The 14,057-nt window shown below is 42.1% G+C and carries 11 protein-coding genes; 7 read left to right on the forward strand and 4 right to left on the reverse strand.

The annotated features are described in order from the left end of the window. Positions 1–20: 20 nt before the first annotated feature. The 7 genes from J655_RS17275 to J655_RS17305 all read left to right on the forward strand — a co-directional run bounded on the left by J655_RS17275 (position 21) and on the right by J655_RS17305 (position 8,794). Positions 21–1,472, forward strand: coding sequence for an aldehyde dehydrogenase (locus tag J655_RS17275; RefSeq protein ID WP_002120481.1), 1,452 nt, complete (start codon positions 21–23; stop codon positions 1,470–1,472). An 81-nt stretch (positions 1,473–1,553) separates the two neighbouring features. Beyond that, complete coding sequence (locus J655_RS17280) at positions 1,554–3,440, forward strand: feruloyl-CoA synthase (RefSeq protein WP_171073768.1); 1,887 nt, start codon at positions 1,554–1,556, stop codon at positions 3,438–3,440. 73 nt (positions 3,441–3,513) lie between these two features. Next, positions 3,514–4,653: an acyl-CoA dehydrogenase family protein gene (locus J655_RS17285; RefSeq protein WP_002120514.1), complete on the forward strand. Its 1,140-nt coding sequence runs from the start codon at positions 3,514–3,516 to the stop codon at positions 4,651–4,653. 81 nt (positions 4,654–4,734) lie between these two features. Then, a complete protein-coding gene (locus J655_RS17290) occupies positions 4,735–5,985 on the forward strand; it encodes an OprD family porin (RefSeq protein ID WP_031969106.1) in 1,251 nt (416 codons plus the stop codon). 57 nt (positions 5,986–6,042) lie between these two features. After that, complete coding sequence (locus tag J655_RS17295) at positions 6,043–6,579, forward strand: DUF3237 domain-containing protein (protein WP_002120536.1); 537 nt, start codon at positions 6,043–6,045, stop codon at positions 6,577–6,579. Positions 6,580–6,619: 40 nt separating this feature from the next. Beyond that, the gene (locus J655_RS17300; RefSeq protein ID WP_032052706.1) at positions 6,620–7,009 is read left to right on the forward strand and encodes a PaaI family thioesterase; all 390 of its coding nucleotides are present in this window, start codon (positions 6,620–6,622) and stop codon (positions 7,007–7,009) included. Positions 7,010–7,042: 33 nt separating this feature from the next. Beyond that, positions 7,043–8,794 (forward strand): tannase/feruloyl esterase family alpha/beta hydrolase, encoded by a 1,752-nt coding sequence (locus J655_RS17305; protein ID WP_002120498.1) that lies wholly within the window; start codon positions 7,043–7,045, stop codon positions 8,792–8,794. 72 nt (positions 8,795–8,866) lie between these two features. Here the strand turns inward: J655_RS17305 and J655_RS17310 are convergent, their stop codons facing one another. The 4 genes from J655_RS17310 to gudD all read right to left on the reverse strand — a co-directional run bounded on the left by J655_RS17310 (position 8,867) and on the right by gudD (position 13,951). After that, positions 8,867–9,580 carry a FadR/GntR family transcriptional regulator gene (locus J655_RS17310; protein WP_014206150.1) on the reverse strand — a complete coding sequence of 238 codons (714 nt, stop codon included), beginning with the start codon at positions 9,578–9,580 and terminating at the stop codon, positions 8,867–8,869. 241 nt (positions 9,581–9,821) lie between these two features. Beyond that, positions 9,822–11,408 (reverse strand): aldehyde dehydrogenase (NADP(+)), encoded by a 1,587-nt coding sequence (locus J655_RS17315; RefSeq protein WP_002120529.1) that lies wholly within the window; start codon positions 11,406–11,408, stop codon positions 9,822–9,824. A 30-nt stretch (positions 11,409–11,438) separates the two neighbouring features. Then, on the reverse strand, positions 11,439–12,350 hold the full coding sequence (gene kdgD, locus J655_RS17320) for a 5-dehydro-4-deoxyglucarate dehydratase (protein WP_016802994.1): 912 nt from the start codon (positions 12,348–12,350) through the stop codon (positions 11,439–11,441). 266 nt (positions 12,351–12,616) lie between these two features. Continuing rightward, positions 12,617–13,951 (reverse strand): glucarate dehydratase, encoded by a 1,335-nt coding sequence (gene gudD / locus J655_RS17325; protein ID WP_032012995.1) that lies wholly within the window; start codon positions 13,949–13,951, stop codon positions 12,617–12,619. Positions 13,952–14,057: the final 106 nt, after the last annotated feature.

A 14,057-nucleotide genomic window follows, 5' to 3' on the forward strand; every position in this document is an offset into this window, starting at 1 on the left:
GCAATGTAAGGACGCAACCCATGCAAAATGTACAGTTACTTATTCACGGTCGATCTGTTGATGCATCAAATCAGGCAACTTTTGAGCGTATTAGCCCAATTGATGGATCAGTAGCCAGTAAAGCTGCTGCTGCAACACTGGAAGATGTTGACCGTGCAATCGAATCGGCACAACAAGCTTTTAAAGTATGGTCGAAACTCTCGCCTACCGAACGTCGCTTACGTTTATTAAAAGCAGCCGATTTAATGGACCAAAAAACCGAGCAATTCATTCAAACTGGAATGCAAGAAACAGGTTCAACTGCAACATGGTATGGGTTTAACGTTCACCTTGCTGCCAACATGTTACGTGAAGCAGCAGCCATGACTACACAAATTGACGGAAGTCTGATTCCATCAGATGTGCCAGGCAATCTTGCGATGGGTGTACGAGTTCCTTGCGGTGTGATTGTAGGAATTGCACCTTGGAATGCACCTGTCATCTTGGCAACGCGTGCGCTTGCTATGCCTTTGGCTTGTGGTAACACGGTTGTGTTAAAAGCATCGGAAGCCTGCCCAGCAACACATCGTTTAATTGGTGAAGTGTTACATGAAGCGGGTCTGGGTGAAGGTGTCGTGAATGTGATTACGCATGCCGCCGAAGATGCACCACAAATCGTGGAGCGCTTAGTGTCTCATCCAGCTGTGAAACGCATTAATTTTACCGGTTCAACTAAGGTCGGCAAAATTATTGCTGAGACTGCTGCCAAATTTTTAAAACCTGTTTTACTTGAATTGGGTGGTAAGGCGCCTGTCGTGGTTTTAAATGAAGCTGACATTAATGAAGCCGTAAATGCAGTTGCTTTTGGAGCATTCTTTAATCAGGGGCAAATTTGTATGTCGACCGAACGTGTTTTGGTTCAAGACAATATTGCCGATCAATTTATTGAAAAGTTGATTGAGAAAACCCGTTCTATTCGGGCAGGTAATCCAACCTCAAAAGACAATGTACTCGGTGTTTTAGAAAGTCGACGTGCTGCAAACCGTATTCAGCATTTGCTGGAAGATGCTCAAAACAAAGGTGCTGACTTACCTTTAGGCATTCATATTGAAGACACCACCATGCAACCGACGCTAGTACTCAATATTAAACCTGACATGCTGCTTTACCGCGAAGAATCATTTGGACCTGTATGCACAGTTCAACGCTTTTCAAGCATTGAAGAAGGCGTAGCACTGGCAAATGACAGCGAGTTCGGTCTTTCTTCGGCAGTGTTTAGCCAAAATATTTCGCAGGCATTAGAAGTCGCTCAACAGATTGATTCGGGTATTTGTCATATTAACGGCGCAACCGTACATGACGAAGCGCAAATGCCATTTGGCGGAACAAAATCGAGTGGTTACGGTCGTTTTGGTAGTAAAGTCTCTGTTGCCGAATTTACCGAACTACGCTGGATTACCATTCAAACCCAATCACGTCATTACCCGATTTAGTCAGGCTAATGCGGACAATAACATATTAAATAAAAATTGCATGATGCAAAAAATAAAGCGCAGTGATGCGCTTTCCATGGAGTGAAAGAAATGCAAATGAATGCCACTCAATCACAAGACCGCGAACGGTTCGTAAAATTAGGGCAACATGATATTCATTATCACCACAAAGATGACACGCTCTATATCAGCCCAAAAGAGCAATTAAAACCGTATCCACAAAAACTGACAGATCGGTTAATTCATTTTGCACAAACCAAACCAGACCATATTTTTGCAGCAAAACGCAATGCTCAAGGCGAATGGGTCAAACTGAGTTATGCAGAAGTTTTACAACGTGCATGGCACATTGCTCAAGCCTTACATAACCGTAATTTAAGCCAAGAACGACCACTCGTTATTTTAAGTGGCAATGATCTCGAACATTTAACACTCTCTATGGGTGCTATGCTGGCAGGTGTGCCTTTTTCGGCTATTTCACCTGCCTACTCTCTGATTTCTCAAGACTTTGGCAAACTCAAACATGTGTTTGAAGTGCTCACACCTGGTATGGTCTATGCCAGCGATGGACAAGCCTTTGCCAAAGCCATTCAAGCATGTATTACACCTGACATTGAAGTGGTGACCAATAAAGGAATAGTGGGCGATCAAATTTGCACATCTTTTCAGTCGCTATTAGATACACCAGTTTCAAATGTTCAAGAGTTTTACCAAACCCTTGATGAAAACCAGATTGCCAAATTCTTATTTACGTCAGGTTCAACCAAATTGCCTAAAGCTGTGCCGACCACGCATTTAATGTTGTGTGTTAATCAGCAAATGTTATTACAAACTTTCCCTGAGTTTGAAGAAACACCGCCTGTCCTACTCGACTGGCTATCTTGGCACCACACATTTGGCGGCAGTCATAATGTCGGCATCGCACTCTATAACGGCGGTACGATTTACATTGATGATGGCAAACCCGTTGCAGGAAAATTTGACGAAACCATTCGTAACCTCAAAGAAATTTCTCCAACTGTTTATTTAAATGTGCCAAAAGGTTGGGAAGAACTCACCGAAGCGTTAGAAAAAGATGAAGAATTAAGAGATCGCTTTTTTGCCAAAGTTAAAATTCTATTCTTTGCAGGTGCTGCACTTTCAGAAGCGGGCTGGAACAGACTCGATAATATTGCCCAGCAACATTGCGGAGAAAAAATCCGCATTATGAGCGGATTGGGCATGACCGAAACTGCTCCCTCTTGTGCTTTTACAACTGGCCCACGCGTAATGGCTGGTTTTATTGGTTACCCTGCTCCGGGATGCGAAATTAAGCTAGTGCCATGTGGTGACAAACTTGAGTTTTGCGTTCGTGGCAAACATGTCATGAAAGGCTATTGGCGTTTAAAGGCAGACCAGCAAAGCACTGTGTTTGATGATGAAGGCTTTTTCCATACGGGCGATGCTGTTCGTTTAGTCGATGTCAATGATCCAACTAAAGGCCTAATGTACGACGGACGAATTGCCGAAGACTTTAAACTCAATACGGGTACTTTTGTGAATGTGGGCACATTACGCAACAAAGTGCTGATTCAAGGTAATTTACTGATTCAAGATGTCTGCATTACAGGTTCAAACCTAAATGCGGTTGGCTTTTTGATTTTTCCAAAACTAGATGCTTGTGCTCAATATGCAGGTCTTAAGCTGGGTGAACATTCTGCAACAGAGATATTACAGCATCCTAAAGTCCAACAATGGTTCCGCCAATTTTTAACGACCTTTAATAAAGATGCGACTGGCAGTTCAAATACAGTCTCCATGCTTTATTTAATGACCGAGCCACCTCAACTCGATGCCGGCGAAGTGACCGATAAAGGCAACCTCAATCAAAGCAGTATTACGAAACGTCGTGCCGCTTTAATTGATGAGCTTTATCAAAAGCAGACTGATAACCCGCTGATTATTCGGGTGCCCACCTTAAAACAATAAGCAATTGAAATAAAAAAGGAAGCTCAAACTTCGGTTTGGGCCTTAGCCTCACTTTTGCCAAAAAAGGTTCAACATGCCACACGATACAGAATTTGAACTATTTCGGGATAGCTATCGCAGGTTCTTAAAAGAACAGGTTGCTCCCTACTACGAACAATGGGAACACGATGGTCTTATCCCACGTGATCTATGGCTTCGTCTTGGGGAAAATGGTTTTTTGTGTGTTGATGTGCCTGAGGAATATGGCGGTTATGGCGCTCCAGTTCATTACTCGCTCATGCTGGTTCAAGAAACTGCTCAAGCGGGCTTTGCATCTTTGGCAGTTGCCATTGGTGGGCAAAGTGAGCTGGTTTCTCCTTATCTACAAAATATCGGTTCCGAAGAGCAAAAACATTATTGGCTACCGAAAATGGTGACAGGTGAAGTCGTCACTGCAATTGCTATGACAGAGGCCAATGCTGGTTCAGACTTACAGGCTATACGCACTCAAGCCATTTTAGAAAATGACCACTACCGCGTGAATGGTTCAAAAACGTTTATTTCAAATGGTTTGCATGCCGACCTGATTGTTCTGGTTGCAAAAACTGACCCTCAAGCTAAAGCAAAAGGCATTTCAATATTATTAGTTGATGCTGCTTTAGACGGCGTTAAAAAAGGTCGCTCTTTACAAAAAATCGGGCTGCATGCCCAAGATACAGCCGAACTATTTTTTGATGATGTTTGTGTGCCTGCAACTCAGCGTTTGGGTGAAGAAGGACAAGGCTTTGCTTATTTAATGCAAGAGTTACCTCGTGAACGTTTGAGTATTTCCATGATGGCTTTGGGGTCAATTTTAGGCGCCATCGAAATCACCAAAGACTATGTACTAGAACGTAAAGCTTTCGGACAACCTTTAAGCCAAATGCAAAACACGCGCTTTGTACTCGCAAACGCTCAAATCAAAGCCAAAGCCGCTCAAGCTTTTGTAGACCAATGTGCAGCGCTGTATCAACAACACCAGTTAAGCGTCACTCAAGTTGCCGCACTGAAGTGCTTTATTACCGATGTCCAATGTGAAGTGATTGATCAATTACTTCAGCTTTTTGGTGGCTACGGTTACATGCAGGAATACCCGATTTCACGCTTTTTTGTCGATGCGCGGGTACAAAAAATTTATGGGGGAACCAATGAAATTATGAAAGAAATCGTGGCCCGAGAACTGCTCGGAAAATAATTCGATTTAAAACCAAACAAGGCAGACACAACAACTATGCCTTGTTTAAAACAAAAAAATGTTATTTCAGGAAGAAATGCTATGTCGAAATTATGGATGTACTCTACCCTTATGCTCTCTGGTTCAGTGTGGGCTGGCAATTTTATTGACAACAGCTCAGTAGAACTCACCACGCGAAATTTCTATTTTGACCGCGACTATCAAGAGCAATCTGCTTACCCTGCTGCTAAGGACTGGACACAAGGGTTTATTCTTAAAGCCAATTCAGGTTATACCGAAGGGACTGTCGGTTTTGGGCTGGATGTACTTGCGACGGCGGGGTTTAAACTCGATGCCGACGCAGAGCATGGCGGTACAGGAAACTTACCTAGAGACACGCGTACCAATGAACCTGCTGACTCTTATGGCGAAATTGGGGTCACAGCAAAAGCCAAAATGAGTCAGACTGAACTACGCATTGGTACGCTAATGCCGATGAACCCAGTTTTAGTGGCTTCACCTGCTCGTTTACTTCCTCAAACCTATCGAGGAATTTCACTCACCAGTAAAGATATTAAAGACTTCGACTTACAAGCGGCCTACCTCGATAAAGTGAATCATCGTGATTCGACCAACTATGAAAAAATTAAAATTTCAGGCGTAAATGGACGCTTTAAAAGTGCTGAAACGGATGGACTCTATTATTTAGGTGGAAACTATCAGTTTAATCCTGCACTCAAACTCACCGCTTTCTACATGGATGTTGATGATCTTTATAACCAAACCATGGTCGGTGCTTTACATCAACACAAAATTAATGACACCACTAACTTTAGCTCACAATTACGTTACTACCGCAGCCGAGATGACGGGCAAGCAAAAGCAGGCTTAGTCGATAATGACCTCTATCATGCGCATTTCGAACTCAAACATCAAAACCATAAATTTATTTTTGGAACTTTCCAGCATCACGGCGACACCGCCTTTCCGTATTTGACTGGAGGTGAAACTGGGCTTCTCATTGACACATGGCCGGGTGAGTTTTTAAACCCAAGAGAAAAAGCCTATAGCTTCCGCTATGAATATGACTTTAAAGATTATGTGCCGGGTTTACGTTTCATGACTCGTTACACCACAGGCCACAATATTTATGCACCTAACTTAGGTGGCACCAATTTAAAAGAACGCGAAACCGACTTTGATTTAGGCTACACCGTTCAAAGTGGCTGGGTAAAAAATCTAGGGCTACGTGCGCGCTACGCCATTTATGACAACAACATGCTCTCTACAGCCAACATCAAACCTGTAAATGAAACCCGTATCAACATTGACTACACATGGAAATTTAAATAATTCAAAAGGAGAGGTTCTGTCACACATAGAACCTCTTTTTATTTCGGGAAATTCATCATGAAGAAAGTTGTAACGCTACTCTGCGGAATTTGTCTCATTAGCCTGACTCATGCCGAAACACAATATAGCCCGCCACCTATTCAGCTTGAACCTTTAGCAAAATTCAGTGTTGATTTAAATGCGCCTGTTTGGGAATTAGGCACAACCAGTGACGCAGGTAAACGCCGAATTATTCCCATTACAGGTGGGACATTTGAAGGGAAATCACTTAAGGGCCGCATTTTAAATAATGGCGCAGATTGGCAAATTGTCGACAGTAAAGGGCTAGCCATTATTGATACGCGATATCTATTAGAAACCAATGATGGTGCGCTTATTTACCTTCAAACCAAAGGTTACCGACATGGCTCGGCAGAAACACTAAAACAGCTTGCCCAAGGCAAAGATGTCGACCCGAAAAATTACTATTTCAAAATTACCATGCAGTTTGAAACCAGCTCACCTAAATATTCATGGCTTAACCAGACCGTTGCGGTAGGTAGTGCAATGCGTTTGGGTAAAGCTGTTATTTATGATGCCTACACCTTGAAATAATAATTTTTATAACACCTACAAAAAGGATGGAGCCCTCATTATGGATCAAAAAACTTTAGAACACTTACCGCCCATCCATCACCATTTGGGCGGACATAATATTCATTGGAATGATCAAAACACTGAACTTAATATCCACTACACAGCCCTAGAAAGCTTTACCAATCCACGCGGCACCGTTGAAGGCGGCATGATCTGCGCCATGCTTGACGACGTGATGGGACTTTTTGCATATCTCGCCAATAACCATAAACCCGCTACCACCATCAACTTAACAATGGATTTTTTAAAGCCCTGTGCTGTAGGTGAAGTCATTACAAAATGCCGATTCATTAAACAAGGTAAAACTGTACTAAATCTCGAAAGTGAAGCTTGGCAAAACAACAAAATGATTGCACGGAGCACAGCTAATTTTCTGGTTTCAGATTAATTACAACCATGCATTCAATAAGGATATGAATAAATGAATTACACCAAAAATAAACGAATTTTAACCCACTCCGCTTTAGTGCTTGCCATGCTTGGTTCTTTGGCAGGCTGTGGAAGTGATAATGATGACACAACGATTCCCTCAACAACCAAACCACCGCAGTTGTCTCCTGCTGTGGGCGTAAAAATGACAGGAAGCTGTACGGACTTATTCGGATTTCAATACAACAATACAGTCATTAGCTCAGCTACCCTTCAAGAAGCAGGCACCTTGACTGTCGCCAACAAACCGATTGGCGCTCATTGTTTGATCAAAGGTTATATGGACCAACGTGTAAGCCCGATCGATGGACAAACTTATCAAATTGGTTTTGAAATGCGCTTACCAATAGACTGGAATGGTCGTTTCCTCTATCAAGGCAATGGCGGAACCGATGGTAATTTAGTCCCTGCAACAGGTCAGGTCGGCAGTGGTGGCCCGCTGACCAATGCCCTGCATGATGGTTTTGCGGTCATTTCTTCCGATGCTGGACATAATGCCTCACAAAATCCAATGTTCGGTTTAGACCCTCAAGCCAGAATTAACTACGGCTACGGTGCGATTACCAAACTCACGCCTATGGCAAAAAACCTAATTAAAGCCGCATATGGTAAATTGCCAGACCGCTCCTATGCAGGCGGCACATCGAACGGCGGACGTCATGCCATGATTGCCGCAACCCGTTTGGGCGATCAATATGATGGAATTTTGGCAAGCACACCGGGTTTTCACTTACCTCGTGCAGCCGCGGCTCAACTCTACACAGCACAACAGCTTCGTCGTGTCGCAACAGATGAAAATGACCTAAGTACTGCTCTAACTCTTCCAGAGCGCAAAGTATTAGCAAAAGCTATTTTAGATCGATGCGATGCCTTAGACGGTGTTGCAGATGGGCTGGTTCAAGATGTCGAAGCTTGCCGTACAGCTTTTGATATTCATAAGCATGTACCCGTTTGCTCAAGCACAAGAGATGGGACTTGTTTAAGCACCGAACAAATTGATGTATTAGCCAACATTTACCGTGGTCCTGTAAACTCTGCTGGACAAGCCCTCTATGCAACCCAACCTTTCGACCCCGGTTTAGTCGGTAGTAACTGGGCAAGCTGGAAATTTGAATCTTCTGTGGGAACAGCACGTGACCCCGTTGCAGTTGGAATTCTTTTTCAGGTTCCACCAGACCCAACTGTGACTCAAAATTCTAGACAATTTGCCTTTAATTTTAACTTCGATACCGACTATCCAAAACTCTCGGCAACCAATGATGTTTATACTGAAAGTTCGATGTCTTTCATGATGCCACCTGATGAACTTAATCTAGATAAACTCCGTAATCACGGTGGAAAAATGATTGTGGTACAAGGCACAGCAGATGGCGTTTTCTCTGTAGATGACACCCAAAATTGGTACGATCAACTGCTACAACACTATAAAAATGATGCGAAAGGTACAGCGCCTGAATTTGCGCGTTTCTTTAGAGTTCCGGGTATGAACCATACCCGTGATGGTATTGCGACCGACCAGTTTGATGCATTGACTGCTTTAGTTAACTGGGTGGAATATGGACAAGCACCTGACAAAATCATTGCAACCGCACGCGGCGCAGGTAACCCAAGTGGTCAAATCAATACTGAGCTTCCACAAGACTGGGCGCCAGACCGCACCCGTCCACTTTGCCCTTACCCACTGATCGCCCGTTACAATGGTCAAGGTGATAGCGAAAAAGCTGAAAACTTTAGCTGTAAATAACATCCAATAAGATAAAAAGAGAGCTTACTTAAGCTCTCTTTTTATCTTACTCTGCCCAATCTTAGCTCAAGCTCACTGCTTAAACTTTTTAATACTTTTAGACAAATGAGCTCGCATCATTTGTCGGGCCAATAAACCATCCTGATCGACAATTGCGTTATAAATATTGACATGATCATGGTGAACCGCTTTTAAATATTCTTCGCGGTTTTCAGGACTTTGCTCAATAGATTTTAAACGTGCACGTGGAATAATTTTTTCGCCAAGATACTTTAGAAAATCAACGAAATATTGGTTTTCAGAAGCTTCAGCAATGGCAATATGGAAATCATAGTCAGCTTTTACCGTACCATCATTGGCATCTGATGAAATATGACGCTCAAAGTCTTGAAGCGCAGCTTTCATTTTATCAATATGGATTTGCTTACGGCGCTCAGATGCTAAAAAGACAGCTTCCGACTCAAGACTAATCCTAAGCTCAAGTAAAGAAACAATATCGTTAATGGTTTCTAAACTGGCATTAGACAGCAAAAAATTTTGCTCAACTGTCTGTTCTTTTACAAAAGTACCAATCCCGTGACGAGTCTCGACAAACCCTAATGAACGCAACTCAGTAATTGCTTCGCGAATAACAGAACGGCTTACTTCAAAAGTTTCAATTAATTCAAGTTCGGTCGGAATTTTCTCTCCGACTTGGAAGTCTCCAGACTGAATTTTTTCGATCAGTTGTTCTACAATAATCTGGCTTAGTTTTTTTGTTGATCTAGGTTTAATTGCACTAGACATAATTTGAAGAACTCATGAAATGTTGAAAAAATTAGAAAATTCATTTTACTATAAACTTAGACGATAGTCATATTCGGTTTTTATACCTCTAAGTTATTAAAATCAAAATATTTTATCTCTCTTATCAAACCCTCACACATATTTAAAAAGTAAGCAACTTATGCTTCTGATGATATTTAATAATACGTTGAATAAGTTAAAAAATATGCAGCCCAATAGCTTTAATTGAGCTGCACAACTTTTAAATTTGAGCCTGAGTTAACTGTCCATTGACCAGACGAGTAATCTGTAGTGGATTACTATCTTTTAATACATCGGGTAATAAAACTTGTGGCGTATTTTGGAAACATACCGGACGCAAGAAGCGCTCAATTGCTCCCGTACCTACCGAAGTTCCGCGTGCATCACTTGTTGCAGGGAAAGGCCCCCCATGCACCATCGCATCAGACACTTCAACCCCTGTTGGGAAACCATTAAACAATACACGGCCAGCTTTACGGGTTAACAAATCAAGAAGCTCGCCTGCCTTAGACAACTCGTTTTCATCACCAATAATGGTTGCTGTAAGCTGTCCACCTAAAGCTTCAATCCCCTTCAACAGAGTGGCTTCATCTTCGACTGCAATCACAATCGACATTGGCCCGAAAACTTCATGTTGAAGCTTCGGATTGCCTGACAATAAAACAGATTGGTCCGCTTTAAACAGATGTGCTTTTGCTTGAGAAACTAGCTCGGCCTCTTGTCCTGTCGCAATAACTTCAAAACCAGCTTCATTTATTAATGCATCAATACCAGTTCGATAGCTTTTTAAAGTACCTTCATTCAACATAACCTGAGGCACAGCTTTTTGCGTGCTTTCAACTAAAGCCGTAATAAAGCGATCAAACTCGGGGCCTTTTACACCTAAAATTAGACCTGGCTTTGTACAGAACTGACCACATCCCATATTGAATGAGGCAACCGTATCCTGAGCAATTTGTTCACCACGTGAATGAAGTGCTTCAGGTAAAACCACCACAGGGTTCACACTCGACATTTCAGCAAAGAAAGGAATTGGCTGAGGACGGCTCTGCGCAAGGTTATAAAGTGCCATTCCGCCTTCAAGAGAACCCGTAAAACCAGCTGCCTGAATCAGTGGATGTTCTACCAAGTTTGCGCCAATACGGCCACCAAAAATCATATTGAATGTGCCTTTAGGCATATCGCAAACTTCAATTGCTTTTTCAATGGCTTCTGCAACAAGCTCAGCAGTTGCCATATGGCCAGAGTGTGCTTTAAAGACAACCGGACACCCTGCTGCTAAAGCAGCTACGGTATCACCGCCTGCAGTTGAAAATGCAAGTGGGAAATTACTCGCGCCAAACACGGCAACTGGCCCTACCCCAACTTTATACTGACGTAGATCGACACGCGGTAAAGGCTTACGTTCTGGCAATGCCACATCAATACGGGCACCATAAAAATCGCCGCGGCGTAAAAGTTCAGCAAATAGTCTTAGCTGGCCAGTAACCCGCCCTGTCTCCCCTTGAAGACGAGCAAGTGGCAAACCTGTTTCAAGTGAAGCAACCTCTTGCAAGTTCGCACCCAATGCTTCAATTTGGCGAGCAATTTCTTCAAGAAAAGATGCACGTTGTTCTTGAGTCGTTTGGCTATAAACTAAAAAAGCGTTATGCGCAGCTTGAGCAGCCTGATCTACTTCTTCAAGTGTTGCCTGACTAAATACATAACCTGTTGGCTGATAGTCTTTTGCAGCTATACTTTCTAAAGCTGGTGCATTTGCAGCAACGCGTTCGCCATTAATAAACTGCCGACCGTTATTTTTACTCATTTTAAAGCTCCAATACCTAAACAGTTAGAATTATTGCGGACCAAGTGTCACAATGAGAGCAGCCAAATCTTCATAGTCTGCTTGAGTTAAATCACTTAATGGTGGACGCACAGGACCTGCGTCGTGCCCAACAATTTTGGCACCTGCTTTAATCATGCTTACAGCATAACCAGATTTACGATCGCGAATTTTTATCAATGGCAAGAAGAAATCTTTAATTAAACGATTAGTTGTTTCAAAGTCATTACTGCGAAGCGCGTTATAAAACTCCATTGCAGTCTTTGGAATAAAGTTAAATACAGCTGATGAATAAACTGGACAACCTAAGGCTTTATATGGCGCTGCAAAAACTTCTGCTGTTGGTAAACCACCTAAATATGACAAACGATCACCCATAGTCTGAGTCACTGCTGTCATCATATCGATTTGACCAGAGCTGTCTTTAAATCCGATTAAGTTCGGGCACATCTCGGCTAATTTTTGGATTGAATCGAGATTTAATCTTGAAACGCTACGATTATAAAAAATTACGCCAAAATCTACTGAGTTACATACTTGTTTGACATGTTCGATCAAACCTTCCTGGCTTGCTTCAGTTAAGTAATGCGGCATTAACAAAATACCGTGTGCACCTAAGCGCTCTGCTTCTTTTGCCTGTTCAATCGCCTGACGTGTCGGACCACCTGCCCCAGCAATAATCGGTACACTACCTTTACAAGTATCGACAGCTGTTTTAATCACGTCAGAGTATTCACTTCCAGTTAACGAGAAAAACTCGCCTGTACCACCCGCAGCAAATAATGCACTTGCACCATAAGGCGCTAACCATTCAAGACGTTTTGCATAAGAAGATTTGTTAAAGTCCCCATTTTGGTCAAAGTCAGTAACCGGAAAAGAAAGAAGGCCATCAGAAACAATGTTTTTTAACTCAAGAGCATCCATTAGAAAATATCCATACATGTTTATGTTGTCAGACATCTTACATCATAAATTTTATTTTAATCAATATATTTTTCCTCTGAAAAATTAAATTTTTTAAAAAGATCAAAGTTCATTATCTAAAATAATTTAACCTATTGTTTTATAAAACATCTTTAAAAACTCTCAATATTAGGACTAATCGTTAGACATAAAAAAAGCTGCCCATATGGACAGCAAAGCATTAAGAAAACTCAAAAAGCGAATTTTTCAAAGATATCGGTAAAACATTAACGAACCAAACACGGCTTTTTATTATTAAATGACCAATTTGGTATTAAAAATTGCATCGCATCGGCATCATTACGAGCCCCTAAACCTTTTAATTTATACAGTTCATGGGCTTGATTAATTCTATCCCAGTCCAGCTCAACCCCAAGTCCCGGTGCTGTTGGCACCTGAATTTTACCGTCTTTAATTTCAAGCGGTGCTTTAGTGAGCTGATCTGTACCTTCTTGCCAAATCCAGTGCGTATCAATTGCCGTTACCTTACCTACCGCAGCGGCAGCAACATGGGTAAACATGGCAAGTGAAATATCAAAGTGATTATTAGAATGCGAACCCCACGTTAAGTTATACATATTGCAGAGCTGTGAAACTCGAACCGAACCTTCCAATGTCCAAAAATGTGGATCAGCCAAAGGAATATCAACAGCTTGCAATTGAATACTATGCGACATTTCTCGCCAGTCCGTAGCAATCATATTGGTCGCAGTGGGTAAGCCTGTTGCACGTTTAAACTCGGCCATAATTTCACGGCTTGAATAACCTTGTTCTGCACCACACGGGGCTTCCGCATAGGCCAGCACACCTTTTAAATGTTTACCTAAAGCAATTGCTTCATCTAAAAACCATGCTCCGTTTGGATCAAGTGTCACACGCGCATCCGGGAAACGGCGCGCGATTGCTGTAACAGCTTCAGCTTCTTGTTCGCCCTGTAATACACCACCTTTTAACTTAAAGTCTTTAAAACCATAACGGTCATAAGATGCTTCTGCTAAACGCTGTACTGCCTCGGGTGTTAACGCTTTTTCATGACGGACTTTATACCAGTCATGGTTATGCTTAGGTGTAGTCGCATAGTCTAATGAAGTCTGTTTTCGGTCACCGATAAAGAATAAATATCCTAAAACTTCAACTTCACTACGTTGCTGGCCTTCACCTAGTAAGCTTGCGACATTCACATTTAAATGCTTGCCAAGCAAATCCAGTAATGCTGACTCATAAGCCGTTACAACATGAATTGTGGTACGTAAATCAAAGGTTTGATTGCCTCGACCACCACTGTCACGATCAGCAAAAGTTTGCTGAATTTTTTTAAGTAGATTTTTATATTCGCCAATCGGCTGCCCTTCTACCAAGGCTTTAGCATCATTTAATGTCGCTAAAATTTTTTCTCCACCCGGAATTTCACCTACACCAATATTTCCAGAGTTATCTTCGATAATAAGTATGTTACGAGTGAAATAAGGTCCATGAGCACCACTCAAATTGAGCAGCATGCTGTCATGTCCAGCAACAGGAATTACTCGAATTGATTTAACGATAGGTGTAGAGGTCGCCATTAAAATACTCCTTGGCATTCTGATACTATTTTTTCATTACCAAAACTTATAAGACATCAGACAACTTGTCAATATAAACCCGCATAAAAATTATTTTTCGACCCTA

The sequence above is a fragment of the Acinetobacter sp. 1294243 genome, from assembly GCF_000588015.1.
GTDB classification, from domain to species: Bacteria; Pseudomonadota; Gammaproteobacteria; order Pseudomonadales; family Moraxellaceae; genus Acinetobacter; species Acinetobacter pittii.

Coding starts and splice junctions, on each gene's coding strand:
- J655_RS17275 (WP_002120481.1), top strand. CDS start 21: ATGCAAAATGTACAGTTACTTATTCACGGTCGATCTGTTGATGCATCA.
- J655_RS17285 (WP_002120514.1), top strand. CDS start 3,514: ATGCCACACGATACAGAATTTGAACTATTTCGGGATAGCTATCGCAGG.
- J655_RS17290 (WP_031969106.1), top strand. CDS start 4,735: ATGTCGAAATTATGGATGTACTCTACCCTTATGCTCTCTGGTTCAGTG.
- J655_RS17295 (WP_002120536.1), top strand. CDS start 6,043: ATGAAGAAAGTTGTAACGCTACTCTGCGGAATTTGTCTCATTAGCCTG.
- J655_RS17300 (WP_032052706.1), top strand. CDS start 6,620: ATGGATCAAAAAACTTTAGAACACTTACCGCCCATCCATCACCATTTG.
- J655_RS17305 (WP_002120498.1), top strand. CDS start 7,043: ATGAATTACACCAAAAATAAACGAATTTTAACCCACTCCGCTTTAGTG.
- J655_RS17310 (WP_014206150.1), bottom strand. CDS start 9,580: ATGTCTAGTGCAATTAAACCTAGATCAACAAAAAAACTAAGCCAGATT.
- J655_RS17315 (WP_002120529.1), bottom strand. CDS start 11,408: ATGAGTAAAAATAACGGTCGGCAGTTTATTAATGGCGAACGCGTTGCT.
- kdgD (WP_016802994.1), bottom strand. CDS start 12,350: ATGGATGCTCTTGAGTTAAAAAACATTGTTTCTGATGGCCTTCTTTCT.
- gudD (WP_032012995.1), bottom strand. CDS start 13,951: ATGGCGACCTCTACACCTATCGTTAAATCAATTCGAGTAATTCCTGTT.